Annotated in this window: 15 protein-coding genes; 12 read left to right on the forward strand and 3 right to left on the reverse strand. The window is 42.8% G+C overall.

What is annotated here, in order from left to right:
* Positions 1-83: 83 nt before the first annotated feature.
* The 12 genes from B4Q04_RS12370 to B4Q04_RS12430 all read left to right on the forward strand — a co-directional run bounded on the left by B4Q04_RS12370 (position 84) and on the right by B4Q04_RS12430 (position 15,980).
* The gene (locus B4Q04_RS12370; RefSeq protein WP_088696989.1) at positions 84-689 is read left to right on the forward strand and encodes a TetR family transcriptional regulator; all 606 of its coding nucleotides are present in this window, start codon (positions 84-86) and stop codon (positions 687-689) included.
* Positions 686-919: a CBU_0592 family membrane protein gene (locus B4Q04_RS23170; protein ID WP_088696990.1), complete on the forward strand. Its 234-nt coding sequence runs from the start codon at positions 686-688 to the stop codon at positions 917-919. Before B4Q04_RS12370 ends, B4Q04_RS23170 begins: the two co-directional genes overlap by 4 nt.
* A 742-nt stretch (positions 920-1,661) precedes the next feature.
* A complete protein-coding gene (locus B4Q04_RS12380) occupies positions 1,662-2,297 on the forward strand; it encodes a GntR family transcriptional regulator (protein WP_088696991.1) in 636 nt (211 codons plus the stop codon).
* Positions 2,290-3,549 carry an MFS transporter gene (locus B4Q04_RS12385; protein ID WP_088696992.1) on the forward strand — a complete coding sequence of 420 codons (1,260 nt, stop codon included), beginning with the start codon at positions 2,290-2,292 and terminating at the stop codon, positions 3,547-3,549. Before B4Q04_RS12380 ends, B4Q04_RS12385 begins: the two co-directional genes overlap by 8 nt.
* Before the next feature lie 25 nt (positions 3,550-3,574).
* The gene (locus tag B4Q04_RS12390) at positions 3,575-4,135 is read left to right on the forward strand and encodes a D-lyxose/D-mannose family sugar isomerase (RefSeq protein WP_088696993.1); all 561 of its coding nucleotides are present in this window, start codon (positions 3,575-3,577) and stop codon (positions 4,133-4,135) included.
* A gap of 26 nt (positions 4,136-4,161) precedes the next feature.
* Complete coding sequence (locus B4Q04_RS12395; RefSeq protein ID WP_088696994.1) at positions 4,162-5,121, forward strand: sugar phosphate isomerase/epimerase family protein; 960 nt, start codon at positions 4,162-4,164, stop codon at positions 5,119-5,121.
* Between the two features lie 3 nt (positions 5,122-5,124).
* Positions 5,125-5,550 (forward strand): GlcG/HbpS family heme-binding protein, encoded by a 426-nt coding sequence (locus tag B4Q04_RS12400; protein WP_088696995.1) that lies wholly within the window; start codon positions 5,125-5,127, stop codon positions 5,548-5,550.
* Positions 5,551-5,560: 10 nt separating this feature from the next.
* A complete protein-coding gene (locus tag B4Q04_RS12405) occupies positions 5,561-6,682 on the forward strand; it encodes a glycoside hydrolase family 5 protein (RefSeq protein ID WP_236631015.1) in 1,122 nt (373 codons plus the stop codon).
* 10 nt (positions 6,683-6,692) lie between these two features.
* Entirely contained in the window at positions 6,693-9,518 is a 2,826-nt protein-coding gene (locus B4Q04_RS22460) for a DUF5060 domain-containing protein (RefSeq protein ID WP_123772369.1), read from the forward strand.
* A gap of 126 nt (positions 9,519-9,644) precedes the next feature.
* Positions 9,645-12,872, forward strand: coding sequence for a SusC/RagA family TonB-linked outer membrane protein (locus B4Q04_RS12420; protein WP_201723395.1), 3,228 nt, complete (start codon positions 9,645-9,647; stop codon positions 12,870-12,872).
* 45 nt (positions 12,873-12,917) lie between these two features.
* The gene (locus tag B4Q04_RS12425; protein WP_088696996.1) at positions 12,918-14,444 is read left to right on the forward strand and encodes a SusD/RagB family nutrient-binding outer membrane lipoprotein; all 1,527 of its coding nucleotides are present in this window, start codon (positions 12,918-12,920) and stop codon (positions 14,442-14,444) included.
* Between the two features lie 192 nt (positions 14,445-14,636).
* On the forward strand, positions 14,637-15,980 hold the full coding sequence (locus B4Q04_RS12430; protein ID WP_088696997.1) for a GntP family permease: 1,344 nt from the start codon (positions 14,637-14,639) through the stop codon (positions 15,978-15,980).
* Positions 15,981-16,047: 67 nt separating this feature from the next.
* On the opposite strand, the gene B4Q04_RS12435 is transcribed toward B4Q04_RS12430, so the two are convergent.
* From B4Q04_RS12435 to B4Q04_RS12445, 3 genes are all read right to left on the reverse strand, one after another.
* Entirely contained in the window at positions 16,048-17,313 is a 1,266-nt protein-coding gene (locus B4Q04_RS12435) for a mechanosensitive ion channel family protein (protein ID WP_088696998.1), read from the reverse strand.
* 157 nt (positions 17,314-17,470) lie between these two features.
* Positions 17,471-18,319: a universal stress protein gene (locus B4Q04_RS12440; RefSeq protein WP_088696999.1), complete on the reverse strand. Its 849-nt coding sequence runs from the start codon at positions 18,317-18,319 to the stop codon at positions 17,471-17,473.
* 151 nt (positions 18,320-18,470) lie between these two features.
* The gene (locus B4Q04_RS12445; RefSeq protein WP_013994340.1) at positions 18,471-18,863 is read right to left on the reverse strand and encodes a hypothetical protein; all 393 of its coding nucleotides are present in this window, start codon (positions 18,861-18,863) and stop codon (positions 18,471-18,473) included.
* Positions 18,864-19,004: the final 141 nt, after the last annotated feature.

Raw genomic sequence — 19,004 nt, forward strand, 5'->3', positions numbered from 1 at the left:
CGCAAAATAAATTGAATGACCGTTCAGTTTATTTATTTTCGAAAATCGTTAATATTGTTAGTAAGAATAAAACAGACCAAAGCATGGGAAGAAAGAGTTTAGGATCTACTAGACGTTTGGAAATTATCAAGGCTTTTTATGAGGTAGCCAAACAGGGCGGGCTTGAGAATGCCTCTATTGCGAAAGTGGCCAAGACTATGGGGGTTAGCAATGGATTGGTAATGCATTATTTTAATACCAAGGATGAGCTATTGATCGGACTCAACGAATATATTCTTCAACAACATTTATATGTCATGTTTGAAGACCACAAGGGCCAAATTGAAACCCGTAAAGACTTGGAAGACTTAATCCACAATCTTTTTTCAAGAAAATGGGACCAATATTTTGATGATGGGGTATTTTATAGTTGCTATGCCCTTATTTATAGAAACCAAGCTTTCAACAGTAGTTTTAAGGAATACCTTCTAAAGCTGCACGAAGTACTTAGGGAAGAGTTGAAACAAGCTTATGGAAATGGAATCATTAGCAATACGAATATTGATGAACTTACCGAAATTATATTTGCTTTGGTAGATGGGTCCTACTATTATATGGGCATGTTCGACCCGAAGAACAGTGCCGACCTAAAGCAGCTAGACCTTTATATTTCCCACTGTCTTAGCCTTTTTGAATATAAAGAAGAATGAGTGTGTACTTTGAAATCTTAGGTTGGGTAGGAACTTTTTGCTTTCTTTTCTCTTATTATATGCTTATTCAGGGGAAGTGGTTATCCCATCAACCAATATACCATTGGTTTAACATAGCGGGTAGCGCGCTATTCATAGCCAATGGAGCTTTTTACTCGGCTTGGGCCGTGGTTTTTGTCAATCTTGCTTGGGGAGGTATCGCCTGTTATGGGCTTTATAAACGTTCGTAAGTTATTGCATTATTGTATGAAGTTGACCATTTTCTGGCTTCCATCACCCTGCAAGCTACCATAGCATCAGAGGGGTATATTTTACTTTGAAGTATGGCGTTTTTTGACCAAATATTATCATAGGGGCAGAGCTTGGTCAAGCTGTAACGAAGCAATGCTAGAATACATAAGTGTGTCTTTCTTTCTAAAAAAAAAATAACTCAAATGATCATGGTTTATCGGGGGGAGCTAGAGTTTCCTCGTTACACATACACAAAAAGTCGATATTTGGATTGCTTTTAAAGGGGCATTAATATTTTGAGCGCAATGGACGTGGGGCCCAACCGGTGCCTGAGGTCAATTATCATTTGAGCCCAAGATGTGAAAACCAAGCGGTTTCAGACTTAGAAAATCTCGATTTTAAAATTCTTTACCCTACATCGGTTGCATGCGATCTTGCTCTATGTTGACAAGGGCGATGAAAACTAAGAAACTTTATTTCTTTTATTTGAAGACAAGGAAAAGCCTTTTATATACCTAGGGGGCCACGAGAGGATGGGGACTGTGGTTTTTGTTGTACTTCCCATTAAGCTAGGGGGGGGAGGGTGATTAGGGTATCAATAATATATGGGCTTTGCGCTGGTTGATTTGCTAGATTTTGTCATTAAATTTTGAGGATATATTAAAAAAAGACCTTGTGTAAATGATTTTCTTTTCTATCTTCGCATACGGTATTTCGTATACGGTATACAAAAAATAGAAGATGAGAAAAATTGCGAACAACGAATTGAGCGATCAGGCCTACAAAATGGTTAGGGCTATGATCATGTCGAAGGAATTGAAGCCAGGGCAAAAAATAGTGCAGGATAAACTTGCGGAAGATTTAGGTATAAGCAGAACTCCCTTAAGGACGGCGCTCCAAATACTGGAAGGTGAAGGGCTCATAGCGTCCGTTCCCCGTAGGGGCGTGATTGTAAAGGAATTTACCGATCAAGAAATTGTAGAGATCTATGAATGTAGGGCGGCACTCGAAGGTGTGGCCATCAGACTTTTTACCGAGCGGGCCAGTGCCGAGGAAATCACAGCTCTCGAGCATATGTTCAAACCTTTTTTTAAGGGGGAAATTGATTTGGAGGATTATAAGAGGGTGGATGCCGAATTTCATGAAACTATTATAAAAGGGAGTCAGAATGAGTATTTACATAGGTTGTTCAGGCAGGGAAACCTTCTTGTGAGTATGGATGCTATTGGACTGTTGAGGTTTCCGGATGAAACGCTCGGAGAGCACATGGATATGATTGAGGCCATAGCTAAACGAGATGCCGATTTGGCTGAATCCTTGGCGAAGTTGCACTTGGATAGAACAAAACAATTGATCTTAAAAAGGATAAATGACTAAGAAGAGCTCATTTTTTCCTATAAGGTATCGTATGGTCTTCGGTACGTTCATTTTATCCATGATTGTATTGTTCGACAGGATATTGATTTCGGTAGCTAAAGACCCTGTAGCTAATGACCTTGGTCTTTCGGATAAGCAAATGGGTTGGGTGCTTTCAATCTTTGCATTAGGGTATGCCCTTTTTCAAACCCCATCGGGCTATCTGGCCGATAAATTTGGGGCTAGAAAAATATTGACCGCAGTGGTGGGCCTTTGGTCCGTTTTTACGGCCTTGACCGGTGCCGTTTTCGGTTTTGGGGCCTTATTGGTGGTGCGGTTTTTATTTGGAGTGGGTGAGGCAGGGGCTTTTCCATGCATGGCCCGCGCTATATTTAATTGGATTCCTGTCAAAGAACGGGGCTTGGTCCACGGAATCAATTTTTCGGGAGGAAGGTTGGGGGCTGCCATTGCACTGCCCATTGTTGCATGGTTGATTGCCTTGACCAGTTGGCGTATGAGCTTTGTCATTCTTGGGGCCATAGGAGTAATTTGGGCCTTGATGTGGTACTGGTGGTATAGGGACGTTCCTAGGGAGCATAAGTCCATGTCCGAAAATGAGCTGGCCCTCATAGAGGCGGATACCCAAAAGGCACCTAAGGAAAAAGTGCCCCTGTCATTTGCCAAAATGTTCGGTTCAAAGGCTATGTGGTTGTTAATGGGCCAGTATTTCAGCAGTAATTTCACGTTTTTCTTTTGCTTGACATGGTTGTTTCCGCATCTAAAGACCCAATATAATCTGGACATCGTCGAGGCTGGGTTCTATTCTTCGGCCCCATTTCTTTTCGGGGCATTGGGAAATTGGGTTTCGGGCTATATGGTAGATGCCATTTATAAAAAGGGGGGATGGAACTTGTCAAGGAAACTCCCTGCGATTATTGGCTTTTCCTTGGCGGCCATAGGTCTTGTCGGCAGCGTGTACATGAATGATGTGCTGGGAGCGGTAATTTTTATTTCCATGGCGGTTTTTGGAGCGGACATGACGCTGAGTCCCTCTTGGTCCGTATGCCTCGATGTAGGTAAGGAATACTCAGGGGCAGTTAGTGGCACCATGAATATGGCAGGCAACCTTGGTTCATTTTTTACGGCTTTGGCATTCCCGTATTTGGTGGCCTTTACAGGGTCTAATACACCGTTTTTCTTTTTAGCGGCCGCATTGAACATTTTGGCCATACCTATGTGGATGGCCATAAAGCCGCAGACCCCTCTTCATTAATTAAAAATAGAACAAAAAATTAATCATGATAAAATACGATGAGTTTAAAGAGGTCTGTCAAAGGTCGATTAAGATGATCGAAGCGGCAGGTCTACTGTTAACACCCGCCGATAAGCAAAAAATGACGGCGGCTGATTTTGGTCTTAACCGGATTAAGAAAGAGGGGGTGCAGATCTTGACCATGTTCCAGACCGGCCGTATTGCGGGAAAGATATTGGTGTTGTTGCCTTTTCAGACGGAGCCGGAACATTGGCATCCTACCGTTGGCGATGATCCAGGTAAGGAAGAGGTTATCAGGGCCATTTGTGGGGACCTCTATTTCTATATCCCTGGAGAAAACAATATGAAAAAAGGCTTTATAGTAGATGGGAAGGAAGACTGCTATACCATGCGGAATGAGATTGTTATGGCGCCGGGCGACCAATTGGAACTTCCGGCCGGAACAAAGCATTGGTTTCAAGCAGGGCCGAGAGGAGCGGTAATGTATTCTTTTTCTACTACGGTAACCGACCTCAACGACCAATTTACAGATCCGGATATCGTTCGTGATACGATTATAGAAAAAGAGCCTGATACGATAAAATAAATATTAAACACATATCTATTAACACTATGAAACAAAGCATAATTACCGCTTTTTTAAGTAAAACCCAAGATCGTTTTTCCGAGTACCAAAAACCGACGGGACTTCGTGAGCGTTTGGAGACCGTTAAAAAAATTGATGGGGTCACGGGGGTTGAAATCGTTTTTCCCTATGAAACCGAAGAAGCCGTGGCGACCAAGGCACTGATGCAAGAAATGGGATTGGAGTTTGCAGCGGTAAACGCCAATATTAAAAAGGAAGCCAAATGGGTGCCGGGTGCCCTGTCAAGACCGGATGCAGCGTTGCGAAAAAGTGCGGCCCAATTGATAAAAGATGCCAAAGATTATGCAATTGCCGTTGGCGCGCCCTTAGTCACCGTTTGTCCACTTTCGGATGGTTACGATAACCTGTTTCAAGTCGACTATAAGAAAGGCTGGTCGAACATGATCGATACTTTTGCCGAAGCTGCGGATTATAGGCCGGAAATGCCCTTGTTCGTTGAATATAAGATCAATGAGACCCGGGTGAACTGTTTCTTGGATAGCTGTGCAAAGACCATAGTTTTTTTAAAAGAGGTCCAAAATTCCGCCACGGGTATCACTATCGATTTTGGTCATTCGCTTTTGGCAAAGGAAAATCCTGCGGAAGTACTTGCCATGTGCGAGCGTTCCAATGTAGATTATTATCTGCATACTAATGATAACGATTGGCAGTTTGACTGGGATTTGATAGGAGGCTCGCGAAACTTTCTACATACCGTTGAATTTTTCTTCTATGCCAAGGAGTTTGGATATGACAAGTACTTCACGGCCGATGCTTCCCCCCGTATCTTCGATATGGTCGGCTTTTTTACCGAGCATGCCGAAATGAACAAGGCCATTTGGAATATAGTGGAGCACTTGGATCGAGATAAGTATAGGAGGCTGATGCGCGAAGAGAAGCACATGGACCTTATGAAATTAGTAAGACAAGAAATCTACAGATTATAAAAGATGCCGAAAAAAACTTATAAAATAACCCATCAAGAGGCGAAATCCTTAATGGTCGCCGCCATTGAATCCGCGGTCAAATACAATGTACCGGGAGCCATAGCCATTGTTGATAGTGGGGGAAATACCATAATGCTCGAAAGTCTAGATGACACCATGAGCAGTGCTTCGGGCATAGCAATAGGTAAAGCCGCTACATCGGCGGCATTTCGACGGCCAACCAAGGATTTGGAAGATGTTATTTTCGATGGGCGAACCCCTATGTTGGTATTGAACAGTGCCTCCAGCCAAGCTTACGTACCTCTTAAGGGCGGATATCCCATATATTTTGAAAACGAATTGGTCGGAGCCATCGCGGTGGCGGGCACAATGGATGCTAATATGGATGAGATAGTTGTATTGGAAGCATTACAAAAGAAAGGCTGGTAAAATGAAGACTATGGACTTATATATGAAAATAATGAAAAGCGGAGTGGGAGGTGTGTTTTTGCTGTTGGCCATAGCTTCTTATGGGCAGGTGCAGAAGCATGTCAATACCAATGGCTTTAAGGTAGAAAAAGGTACTAATGTGGCCCATTGGTTGTCGCAAAGTGATCGGAGGGGAGAGGAGCGTAAAAAGTTTTTTACGAAGTCGGATGTAAAGACCATTGCGGACTTGGGGTTTGATCATATCAGATTGCCGATCGATGAGGAACAAATGTGGGATGAGAATGTGCAAAGACATCAAGACGCCTTTCAACTGTTGGATGACTGTATTGAATGGTGCGTGGAATACAAGCTTAAGGTCATAGTAGACCTTCACATTCTGCGGTCACATCATTTTAATGCGAAAGAAAAGCCCTTGTGGACGGATAAAAAGGAACAAGAGAAATTCTTTGATCTATGGCGTGACTTATCGAAAGCCTTAAGCAAATACCCCAATTCACTTTTGGCCTATGAACTCATGAACGAGGCCGTAGCCGATGATGATGAATCGTGGAACGAACTCTTGGCAAACGCTTTTGACGCTATTCGTAAACTTGAGCCCCAAAGAACCATTGTAATAGGCTCCAATAGGTGGCAATCGGTAGATACGTTTGATCTACTCCGAGTTCCTGAAGGGGACAAGAACATTTTGTTGAGCTTTCACTTCTATATTCCTTTTTTGTTGAGTCATTATGGTGCAAGTTGGACGGATCTAAAAAATTATAAGGGTCCCGTCCATTACCCTGGTATCATTCTCACTGAAAAGGAATTTCAAACCCTTCCCGGGGCAGTGAAGCCTTCGGTTGAAAAATGGGTAGGCGTAAAATTTGATAAGGCCACCTTGTTAGATTTATGGAAAAAACCGATTGAAAAAGCAAAATTATTAGGGTTGCCACTGTACTGTGGTGAGTTCGGTATAATTGCCGGAGCTCCTAAACGAGATGCCCTTATGTGGTATGAAGACATGGTGTCCCTGTTTGGGGAAACCGGTATTGGCTATGCGAATTGGAACTATAAAAGTGGCAGTTTTGGACTGCTTTCCGATGACGGTATCCCCTACCAAGAGTTGATAGATATAATAACTGATAAAAAATAATTACGACAAAATGACAATTACCCAATTACATAGAAAAGGCTTCTTTTTAGCGATCAATCATATCGTTGTAGGGCTGTTCGGCTTTTTGGTCGTTACGAGTTGCGCCCCGACCAAACCGAACGTTTGGCAATGGGAAAAAGTGGAGGCAAAAGGTAAGCCAACGGCTCGGCACGAGGCGGGAATGGTGGCGTATAAGAACCAAATTCTCCTTATAGGAGGTAGACGTATCAACCCTACGGATGTCTTTGATACCGAAAATAATACTTGGTCGGCCAAATCTCCAACACCAATCGAAATACACCATTTTCAACCCGTGGTTTTGGGCGATGCGGTGTATATCATCGGGGCCATGACAGGCAAATGGCCCAATGAAACACCCTTGGATCGAGTCATTGTCTATTATCCGGAAAAAGATGAATATGTCTACGGTCATAAAATACCGGAACATCGTAGAAGAGGTGGAGCAGGTGTGGTTTCCTATAACGATAAGATATATGTGGTAGGAGGTATTACCAAAGGGCATATGAACGGTTACCAATCGTGGCTAGATGAATATGACCCAAAGACTGGCGAATGGCATGCACTATCAGATGCCCCTGATGCCCGTGATCACTTCCACGCCGTAGTGGCAAACAATAAATTGTATGCTTTTGCGGGTCGTAAAACATCTAAAAAAACGGGTGAGGATATGGCGCTCACCAACCCATATGGCAATGTATACGATTTTCAAAGGAAGCAATGGCAAAAGGTTACCGAGATTTTAGGTATACCCACCCAAAGAGCTGGTAATGCCGCGTTCGTATGGAATGACGAGGTGCTTATTGGTGGTGGGGAGAGTACGGCACATGAGGCGGCTCACAATGAGGTGGAAGCTTATAACATCAATACAAGATCATGGCGGAAATGGCCATCAATGATTCAAGGCCGTCACGGCACCGGATATGCCATTGTAGGCGATTATGTGTATATAGCCGCAGGTAGTGGTAACCGTGGCGGTGGACCGGAACTAACGACCATCGAAAGGTTGAGGTTACCCATGCAAACGAATGTAACGGAAGCCGTAATGGATTCTAATTTTACAGAAATCCGTAAACAATGGCACACGGTCGAAATCGATTTTGAAGGCCCCCAAACCTCCGAAAATGCGAGCGATAATCCATTTTTGAACTACAGACTAAATGTAGAATTCAAGCATGCGGATACCAATTATACCATTAGGGGCTTCTATGCCGCCGATGGGAATGCTTCGGAAAGCAGTTCCGACAAAGGAAATATCTGGAGAGTTCGGTTTACACCGGATCGATTGGGGAAGTGGACCTATTCCGCAGAGTTGTACCATAAAGATAGCATCGCTATAAAAGGCGATATTTCTGGGGCGGAAAAACTTTCTATTTCAAACGCCACGGGTGGTTTTAAAGTAATCCAATCTGATAAGGAAGGTGTTGATTTTAGGGCACATGGAAGGCTGGTAGCTTCCAAAGGCTATTACAAGTTTCAAGGAACGGATAAATACTGGATGAAAGTCGGTACCAACAGTCCTGAAAACCTATTGGGCTATGTTGATTTTGACGATACCTATCGGATAGAATCCTCGAGTGAGGATGGAGAAGCAAGTACTACTGATGAAATCCATTCGTACCCCTTACATCTGAACGATTGGAAATCGGGCGACCCCACTTGGAAGGACGGCAAAGGAAAAGCCTTGATCGGAGCTATAAACTACCTTGCCTCCACGGGAATGAATTCGGTTTATTTTTTGACCATGAATCTTTTAGGTGACGGTAAGGATGTGTGGCCTTATACAAAACCCGATGAGTTAGATCGTTTTGACGTAAGTAAACTTGAACAATGGGAAATCGTTTTTCGCCATATGCAGTCAAGAGGAATGATGTTGCACGTGGTACTACAAGAAACGGAGAACGAGACCCTATTGGACGGAGGCGATACCGGGCCTTTAAGAAGGCTCTATCTCAATGAGTTGATGGCCCGCTTTGGCCACCATTTAGGCCTTACATGGAATTTAGGCGAGGAAAATGGGCCTGCCGATTGGTCTCCCCTAGGTCAGAACGACGCCCAAAGAAGGGCTATGGCGAAATTTATCAAGGAGTCGGATCCGTACCAACATCCCGTACTGCTACATACGCATTCGCATGACCCATTGCGCAGCGATATTTTAGACTCGATTGTGGGGTATACATATGTAGACGGACTTTCATTGCAGCAAGACGAAAGAAAACAAACCGCTGAGGTCATCGAAAGATGGAAAAACAAATCAAGGGAAGCGGGACACGAATGGCTCATTACCATGGATGAAATTGGGAAATGGTTTCAAGGGGCCGTGCTCGATAGTGAAGACCCTACCCATGAAAGCTTAAGAAAATATGTGCTTTGGGGTACCTTACTTTCCGGCGGGGCGGGAGTAGAGTGGTATTTCGGGGCCAAGCATCCACACAATGATTTAAATTCTGAAGACTGGCGGCAGCGCAATCGACTATGGCAAATATCAAACCATGCCCGTGTATTTTTTGAGGAGAACCTTCCGTATTGGAACATGCGGCCCGAACACGGCTTGGTCAATATAGAAGAAGCTTATTGTTTTGGGGAAAAGGGTAAGGTATATGCGCTGTTCCTACCTGATACAAAAGGGGCTACAATAGATCTTACGGAAGCAGCCGGAGAATTTGAGGTGCTTTGGTTCGACCCTTTAAATGGAGGTGAACTTCAAGAAGGTACTGTTGAAAATATTACGGGAGGCTCCGTGAAACCTTTAGGTATGCCACCGGTTGCCAAAGGTATGGCACATACAGACTGGGTCTGTTTATTAAGAAAGATATAACTAACCGAAACGAATACTAATACAATAAGCGAATGAAATAGACAAAAAAAAACGAGATGTGTGCCAGCACATCTCGCTGAAAATTAACTAACAAAAAATTAGTCGAATAATTAACATTTCAAAGATATGAAAAACTATAAGCAGTTTAAGCTCGTGAGTGTCAAATCATCTGAGCTAAAATTGACGATGAAACTATTATTGACCTTGATTACGGTTTCATTGTTTTCTACACGAGCTAATGCATTTTCAAGTGATAGATTGCCTAGCAAGGGCAGTTCCTTGATTTTGCAACAAACCGTTTCAGGTAGTATAACCGACGCTGATGGACAACCTATTCCCGGTGTTTCGGTAGTGGAAAAAGGGACTTCAAATGGGGTGGCCTCGGATTTTGATGGAAACTATTCCATAGAGGTTTCTAGTGGTGCAATATTAGTGTTTAGTTCCATAGGTTTTGCTGCTAAGGAAGTACCTATAGGCCAAAATACGAACATCGATGTTCAATTAAGTGAAAATTCGGAGGTATTGAGCGAGGTGGTGGTAACGGCTTTAGGAATTAAAAAAGATGCCAAGAAATTAGGGTATGCCGTTTCATCGGTAGATCCCGAAGAAGTAAATGTAAATAGAAGTTCAAATTTTATGAACTCCTTACAGGGAAAGGTGGCAGGTGTAAGCATATCGGCATTGAGCACCGGGCCTGGAGGGTCGTCAAAAGTTCGTATTAGGGGGCAGTCTTCCATTTCGGGTGCTAACAATCCTTTAATCGTAGTTAATGGTGTGCCGATAGATAATACGTCTTTTGGCGCCAATCCAGAAGATGGGGGAAGAAGAAGTGGCGTTTTTTCCGATGGAGGGGATGGTTTTTCCAGTATTAACCCCGATGATATTGAAAGTATGACGGTTTTGAAAGGGGCTTCGGCAGGGGCACTTTACGGCTCACGTGCCAAAGACGGTGTTATTTTGATTACTACAAAAACAAGGGGAAGTGGCAGTGGTATAGGGGTTACCTATACTATGAATGTGATGAACAATACTCCTTTGGATTTTACCGACTACCAGTATGAATACGGGCAAGGGGAAAACGGGATTCGGCCCACTTCCGAAAACCCTACCTCGGGGCAATGGTCTTTTGGGGAAAAATTTGAACCAGGTCTAACACAAGTTTTGTTCGATGGAATTGAATTGCCTTATGAGCCGGTGTACAATAGGATACGTAAGTTTTATCGAGATGGGTTAGATGTAACGAATTCACTTGGTCTATCGGGCTCAAGTGAAAAAGGAGGTTTTAACCTTTCCGTTTCTAACCTTAAGAGCAAAGGCGTTGTTCCCAATAATGAATTTCAAAGAAGAACCATCAATCTGGGGGTAAGTCACGATTTTTCTGACCGATTTAGCTTTACTACGAATATTAATTATTCTAACGAGCAAAATACCAACCCACCAAACATCGGGCAACAAGATAATACGGTCACTACCTCCATTGCCAATTTGGCCAATTCCATGCCTTTGGATGTTTTGAAGGCGAATAGGTATGATGCAGATGGCAATGAATATGTCTATTCTCGTTTTCGAAATAGAACGAATCCGTATTTTACATTGTCAGAGCAATTCAACCATATAGAACGCGATAGGGTTTTTGGGAATATTGCATTGAACTACAAATTTTCCCCATGGCTATCCCTTCAAGGCCGGGTGGGCCAAGATTATTGGTCAAGATTCCAAGATTATAACGGCTATCCCACAGGACAGGCGTCTATAAGACCCGCTCCCGATGGTTTTGTAAATGGAGAATACACACAGGAAACATTAAAGTTCAGGGAAACCAATATTGATGTGTTGTTGAGAATCAACAAAGAATTTGGAGACTTTGGAATAGATGTAAACTTGGGAGGTAATAAAATGAACCGTAGGACGGATCTGACAAGTGTATTTGTAGAGGATTTTGTTGTTCGTGGTTTGTACACAGTTGAGAATGGAAGGGTGAAAACACCCACTTATAACTTGTTGGAACGTGCTATCAACTCCTTGTACGGTTCGGCCGATTTCTCATTTAAAGACACTTACTTTATAAGTGTAACAGCTCGAAATGATTGGTTTTCTACCCTCTCAGAAGACAATAGAAGTATTTTATATCCTTCTCTATCCGGCAGTTATGTGTTCTCGAACCATATAAAAACAGATTGGTTGACCTTTGGTAAACTTAGGGCGTCCTATGCCGAAGTAGGAAGTGATACCGATGTACAACCCTATGCCGACCAATTGTCATATGCAATCAATTCTAATTTGTTTTCTACGCCGAACGGCAGTCAAAGCCCTGTAGCCGGTGCAAATACGACCGTTCTTCCAAACGGCAATTTAAGGCCGATGCGCGTCAAGGAATTTGAAGTGGGTATCGATTTACGGATGTTCAACAATCGTTTAGGGTTGGATTTGGCCGTCTATAACAAAACAACATTAGATCAAATCTTGAACAGTCAAATTTCAAATTCGTCGGGTTACGACCAAACCTTGGTGAACAGTGGGGAAAGCAATACTCGCGGTGTTGAGTTGTTGTTTAGGGGAACTCCGATCAAGACCGAAAATTTTCAATGGGATGCTTCGGTAAACCTAACGCAGAATAAGACCAAGGTGGTCAAACTACTGACCGATGAACCTGGCGAACAGATTTTAGTGGGGAGGCATGTATACAATGGCTTCTTGTACCAAGTTGTAGGGGAAGAAATAGGGCAGTTGGCAGGTTATGGTTTTAAACGGGATGCGGAAGGAAGACAAATTTTCGCAGACGACGGTAGAGCGGAAAGGACCGATGATATTGTATTCTTCGGAAGTGCTTTGCCTAGGCATGTGGGAGGTATTACCAATAACTTTCGTTACAAGGATTTTAATATATCGTTCTTAATAGATTTTAAATTGGGCGGAAAAATGATTTCGGGTACGAATTTTAACGCCACTAGACATGGTTTGCACAAACAAACCTTGCCGGGAAGAGATACGGGGGTCATTGGGGAAGGTGTCAATGCCGCAGGTGAAACCAATACGGTGGCGACACCCTCGCAGAACTATTGGGAAGTTATTAGGTCGAAACAGATAATTGAACCAATAATTTATAATTCAGGCTTCTGGAAACTTAGGCAAATCACTTTCGGATATGATTTCAGAAAGTTCATACCTGAAAGTTCTCCTCTTAAGACCGTAAAATTGAGCCTTGTGGCCAATAATGTTCTAATACTGAAAAAATGGGTTCCGAATATAGATCCGGACTCTTTCGGTAACAGTTCGGATAACCTTTCAGGTTTGGAAAGTACCGGTGTTCCTACTACACGCGGTTTGGGCTTTAATCTTAACGTTAAATTTTAAACGGAGGTTGATTTTGAGTTTACTGAACAATAAAAACAAAATAAAATGAAACATATACATATACGGCTTACTGTTATCGCATTGCTTTTTTTCTTCGCCTCTTGTGATGACGGCTTTGATGAATTAAATACGAACACGATCGACCCAAGTAGTGACGAAATAGAGCAGGTATTTCTTTTGAACAATGCTATTATTGGCAGTTCTTATACGGAGGGACAACTTATTTACGATTTGGGAATAGTGCAGCAAATTGTAACTCCCAATTCAGGAATATTGTCCGGAGCGAATTTTAATGAAGACAATCGCGGGGCGACCAATAAACATTGGAACGATTACTACCAAAATGTTATTAAACACACTGGCGACATAGTGACGCAGTTAAAGAATCAACCTGAAAAGAGCAACTTGCTGAATATGACATTGATTATTCAGGCCCATGCTTTTATGTCTTTAACGGATAGTTATGGCGATGTTCCCTATTTTGAAGCGGGAAAGGGAATTTCCGAAGGGATTTCCTTTCCAAAATATGACGCTCAAGAAGAAATATATAAGGATTTGATTAAAGTGATTGCCAATGCTACTGCCGCATTGAGCGATTCGGCGGATATTTATGAAGGAGAGGTGCTTTATGGAGGTAATATCGACCAATGGAAAAAGCTGGGAAATTCCCTAATGTTCAGGTTGGGGATGCGACTTTCAAAAGTTGATCCAACTTTGGCACAGACTACCGTTTCCGCAGCCTTTTCGGGAGGACTTCTAGAATCAAATGATGATAATTTTGTGATTCGGCATGATTCTAATTATCAAAATGCCACGGGCAATTTTTTAAATGGGGCGGAGGCAAATAACTTTTATTTGGTGGATGTCTTTGTAGATTATCTTTCGGGTATGAACGATCCTAGATTGGGCGCTATCTCCGTTAGGTATGTAGGGGCTGCTTCGGGCCCAGATCAAACGGGGGATGTCGCTACGAATGATCCGGCACTTCAAGTAGGGATGCCTATGGGGAATACCGATGCTTCCATAGGGGAAGTTGCCAATGATATGGGCTTGGTTGGTTTATATGATTTTAGCCAAGCGGATCGATCTCGAATCGCTAAATCTGATGGTGCCCAATTTATCCTTACCTATGCCCAAACTCAGTTGTTGCTGGCCGAGGCCGCCACTAGGGGATGGGTGACGGGAGAGGCTGCAAGTTATTATGAAAGGGGCGTGCGCGCCCATATGGAGCAGATGGCCTTACACGATCCCAGCATGGAAATAGATCCTGCCGATATAGATGCTTATATTTTGAACCACCCATTTGACGAGGCGAACGCCTTAGAACAGATCAATACCCAATATTGGGTGGCATCCTTTATGAACGGGCCGGAAGCCTTTGCCAATTTTCGAAGGTCGGGTTTTCCAAAACTCACGGCGAATTCCGTTGCTGGACAGGATATATCCGGTGATTTCATCAATAGGTTAACATATCCTACCGAAGAGGTTGCGGTCAATAAGACGAACTTGGATGAAGCCGTCAATAGAATGGGCCCAGACAATCTAGATACCAAGGTCTGGTGGGATCAATAGAAACAGGAGACTATTAGTTTAGTTGAGTTTTTGCTTTAAAAGGTACGGATCATACGTTTCGTACCTTTTATTTTAGCAAGGTTTTCTCGTAGCCCGGTATTCTTAAGTTCTATATGGGCAATCTCCTAAATGCAGGCCCAGGGTGGGGACCCGGTTATTTACATATGTTTTTAATATAGATTGGTTTTTATTATGATTGATGTTTCTCTTTTGCTTTCGGTTGTCATTGGTATATGTGTCTTACTTGTACTCATACTTCGTTTTAAAATACAAGCTTTTATTTCACTTCTGATTGCTAGTATTACTGTCGGTGTTTTGTCAGGTATGAAACCCTTACTTATAATAGATACCATACAAATCGGAATGGGAGGTACCCTTGGTTTCGTCGCCGTAGTGGTAGGTTTGGGGGCTATGTTCGGAGCTATTTTGGAACATTCGGGAGGTGCGGAGGCCTTGGCAAGGTTTCTTTTGCTTCGATTTGGCGAAAAAAGGTCTTCTTGGGCCTTAATGTTAACTGGTTTTATTGTAGCAATTCCCGTGTTTTTTGATGTAGCATTTATTATTCTCGTGCCCATGGTATATGCGCTTCAACGCAAAACAGGTAAGTCGTTGTTGCTCTATGGTATCCCCTTGCTGGCGGGTTTGGCCATAACGCACTCATTTATTCCGCCAACACCGGGGCCGGTTGCGGTTGCCGATATTGTAAAGGCCGATTTAGGATGGGTTATTTTTTTCGGTTTTTTAACGGGCATTCCGGTCGCGATCATATGCGGCCCATTATTTGCGAAGTATGTTGCGAAGAAAATTCATGTGAATGCCCCCACTCTGGAAATGGGGGATAGGGTAACGCATAGTTTTCCCTCCGTACGTCTGATAATAGGAATAATAGCTATTCCTATTGTATTGATTGTTTTAAATACCCTATTAAATAGCCCCCTTTTTAATCAACGGTTTGTATCGAAAAATATGTTGGAATGGTTGGCGATGATCGGACATCCATTTTCTGCCTTAATAATAGCGAACCTCATTGCGTGGTATGCCTTAGGTAGAAGGAGAGGTTTTACAAGGGGGAAGTTATTGGACATCACGACCCGGTCCATGGGCCCCGCGGGAATTATTATATTGCTAACGGGCGCAGGTGGGGTTTTTAAGCAAATGCTCGTGAATACAGGAACAGGTGAAATGTTAGCTCAATATTTTGCGGAGCAGGGAGTGGGTATTATGTTGTTTGCTTTTATCGCCGCTGCACTGATCCGTGTTTTACAGGGGTCTTCCACAGTGGCTATGATTACGGCTGCGGGCCTTACTTCACCACTTTTGGCAGATACCATTTCAGAACCTCAAAAGGCCCTTATCGTAATTGCAATTGCTTCTGGAGCCACAATGATGTCCCATGTAAATGATAGTGGATTTTGGTTAGTGAGTAAATATTTAGGACTGACGGAAAAGCAGACGTTTGGAAGTTGGACAGTGATGACATCCTTATTGGCCATAACCGGTTTTGTAACGGTATCCTTGCTGTCCCTGTTGGTTTGAGACTGATAAAATAATAGGTTGTCGTAGGTGTTGGATATGGTTTGTTAAAATGTACCGGTTCATGGGATTAGGAAAAAGACACATTCGGCTCCTTTCCTTGTAAAGAAGTAGGCAGTTCAAAAACTTCTAAATCAAAATAAGGCAATGCGGCAAAGAGGTGGTCGAAAATGTCGGCCATGATATATTCGTAGTTTTCCCAACGTTTGTCAGAACTAAAGGCATAGATTTCCAATGGAATCCCTTGCGTGGTGGGGGCTAGCTGTCGTACCATCAAGGTCATTCCCTTGTTTACGGCAGGGTGGTTCTGTAAATAATTGATCACATACTTTCTAAAAACGCCGATATTGGTGAGATTTTTTCCATTGATGGCTAGTTCCTTATTTACCCCGTTGGCCGTATTGTACGAAGTAATCTGCTCGTCTCGCGTACTCAGGTAGTCTCGTATAAGCTCGATGTTTTTAAAGGATTCAATGTCTTCTGGATGTAAAAAGCGAATACTTCTTTGGCTGATGACCAAGGCGCGCTTCATTCGTCTACCACCGCTATTCTCCATGCCCCTCCAGTTTTTGAATGAATCGGAGATCAAGGCATAGGTGGGAATGGTAGTGATGGTCTTATCAAAGTTCTGCACTTTTACCGTGGCGAGCGTGATTTCACTGACATTACCATCGGCACCGTATTTTTCAAAAGTAATCCAATCGCCAATACGCACCATATCGTTAATGCTGACCTGTATACTCGCAACCAGACCCAAGATAGAATCTTTGAATATGAGCAAGATTACGGCGGAGCCGGCACCAAGGGCGGTGAAAAACTTCCAGATCAAAACATCGGTAATGATGGCAAAAATGGTCAAGATGCCCACAAACCATGCAAAGATCATAAAGACCTGGATGTAGCTATCCATAGGTTTATCGCGAAACCGTGGCTTGGTCTTTAGATAGTCGTTCGTGCTCCTAAAGAGACTCTTGACTATAAACAGGGTCAATATAACAAAGGTAATCTGTAATATTTTGAGTGCGACAATACCGCCATATTCAAAATGAAAAAAGGCAAAGGGGAAGAATTTGAACAAGATGGTCAAAGGAACGATATGGGCCACATAACGGGGCACCTTGTTCATCACCAAGAAATTGTCGAAATTGGTCTTCGACTTTCGGGCGAACCGTAAGGATAGGTTACGCAAAACGCGCCAGATTATCAAATCTAGAAACCAGGCTAAAATTAATGAGCTTACCAATACGATCAACAAGTTCAGGTACGATGCGACGCCTTCGCTCATTCCCGTTTTTAACAAATAATCATATAGAATTGTATGCAAACCTTCTTCCATATATTTCTTTATAGAAATTCCGTTTGCAAAATTAAGCCATAGAAAGAACTAAGAAAGCGAATACGTGAAATAAATGACAGGTATTTGAAATACTATAACCAATTGCTAAGGACATGCTTGATGGTGGATGTATCAGTGAGGTTGGGGCCTTGGTTTTCTATTTGTCGTTTAGGGCCAGAACCGGGACATTTTCAAAATATACCAACTTGCCCAGTGCGGGTTGGCCCAGGCCCATCTTTTGTAAAAAAGTGCGCTTCTTGTTGATGTAGCTTACCATATGGCTGCGTCTGATCTCCACAAAGCAGTTTATGGCCGTGGGCATCTCTACGTTGCGTACGGTATTGAATGTATGGTCGATATCTTCAAAATAGGTGCTCAACAGCTTTTTATTTGCCTTTTGCCTATCGTTTAACGAATCGGGATCTTCTAAGCTTAGTACTTGAATGCTAGATTTGCTGAGTTTTGCAATTTCGGCCAAGTGTCGTATTTCGCTAGGGTTAAAATCGGTTTTAAAATTGGTCGCCAATACGATTTCCTTGGGTTCGTTGAAAACGGCATTTTTTGGAACGATCAAAACAGGGCAGTTTCTGATTTGTTCTATCACCGAAAGTGCGGTTTTGCCATACTTGCCCATCCGTCTATTGGTCATGCCCTTGGCCCCTATGACCAGCATATCGATTTGCATTGATTTAACCACGTCTTTTACGGCATCTAAGAAGGGATAAGGGCGCGACATAACGTGGAAGCGATGTTTCGGGTTGTCGTTTTCAAAGGTCAAATGGGTCAATATATCTCCAAGACCTTGTTTTGACCTATTTTCCGATAGCTTATTGAAGGCTTCGTCGGGATCTAAGAGCGCAACACTATCTAGGCTATGGGAATCTTTGGCGTACGTATTGAGAATGTAAAAATCGCAGTCCTCATTTTTGTAGAGTTGAATGGCGTATTCCATAGCGTTCAACGAGTTTTTTGAAAAATCGGTTGGTAATAGTAGCTTTTTTCCCATGATTGTTGTTTTAATTGTTTTGTTTTTAAATGGACGTGCTCGGCGATCGGGCAGCTTTCGGGCCCCGATATGTCTTTGGGGCCTTTGATCCTCCCGATGTTTTATCGGGAGGGGCAATCTTAGTTTTAAGACCTTTGATCATTTTGAATATCTAGGTTTTTGCGTGTAAAAGAATTTGTGATAATACCTGTGTTTTAATGCTTCTGTATTTTTTGACATGTTCAAGGTATAATTTGCGACTCGCTTCGTGCTTATGCAGATAAAAGGCGTCGCACTCGGCCGTATCACATTCGATTATATTGCCAATGTTCATTTTGTATTTGTAGAGCTTTCCGATGTGTGATCGGTTTTCTCTTTGCAATTCTTGCAGTTGTTGGTACAACTGTGAATTGTTGAGCATGCGGTCTTCAATGTCCATTAGGTAGTCTAACTCTTCATTTATGAACTCAAGGTGTTCCGTCCAACCGGAAATTTCTACCTTATCTTTTTCCATCATGATACGACTATCGGGTTCGTGCGCATAAAAAGGTTGTGATACATTCATAATTTTATATTTTTATTATTACTGTGGCGTTTCGGCCCTTTGTTTCAAAGTTCACTTGCAAGTCATTCAATGGGAATGGTATGAATGACGATCTAGTTGGTCAGTGGGACGAGAATCGATATTCTTTTTATAGGTACGACC

This window comes from Zobellia sp. OII3, assembly GCF_002211465.1.
In the GTDB taxonomy this organism is placed as follows: domain Bacteria; phylum Bacteroidota; class Bacteroidia; order Flavobacteriales; family Flavobacteriaceae; genus Zobellia; species Zobellia galactanivorans.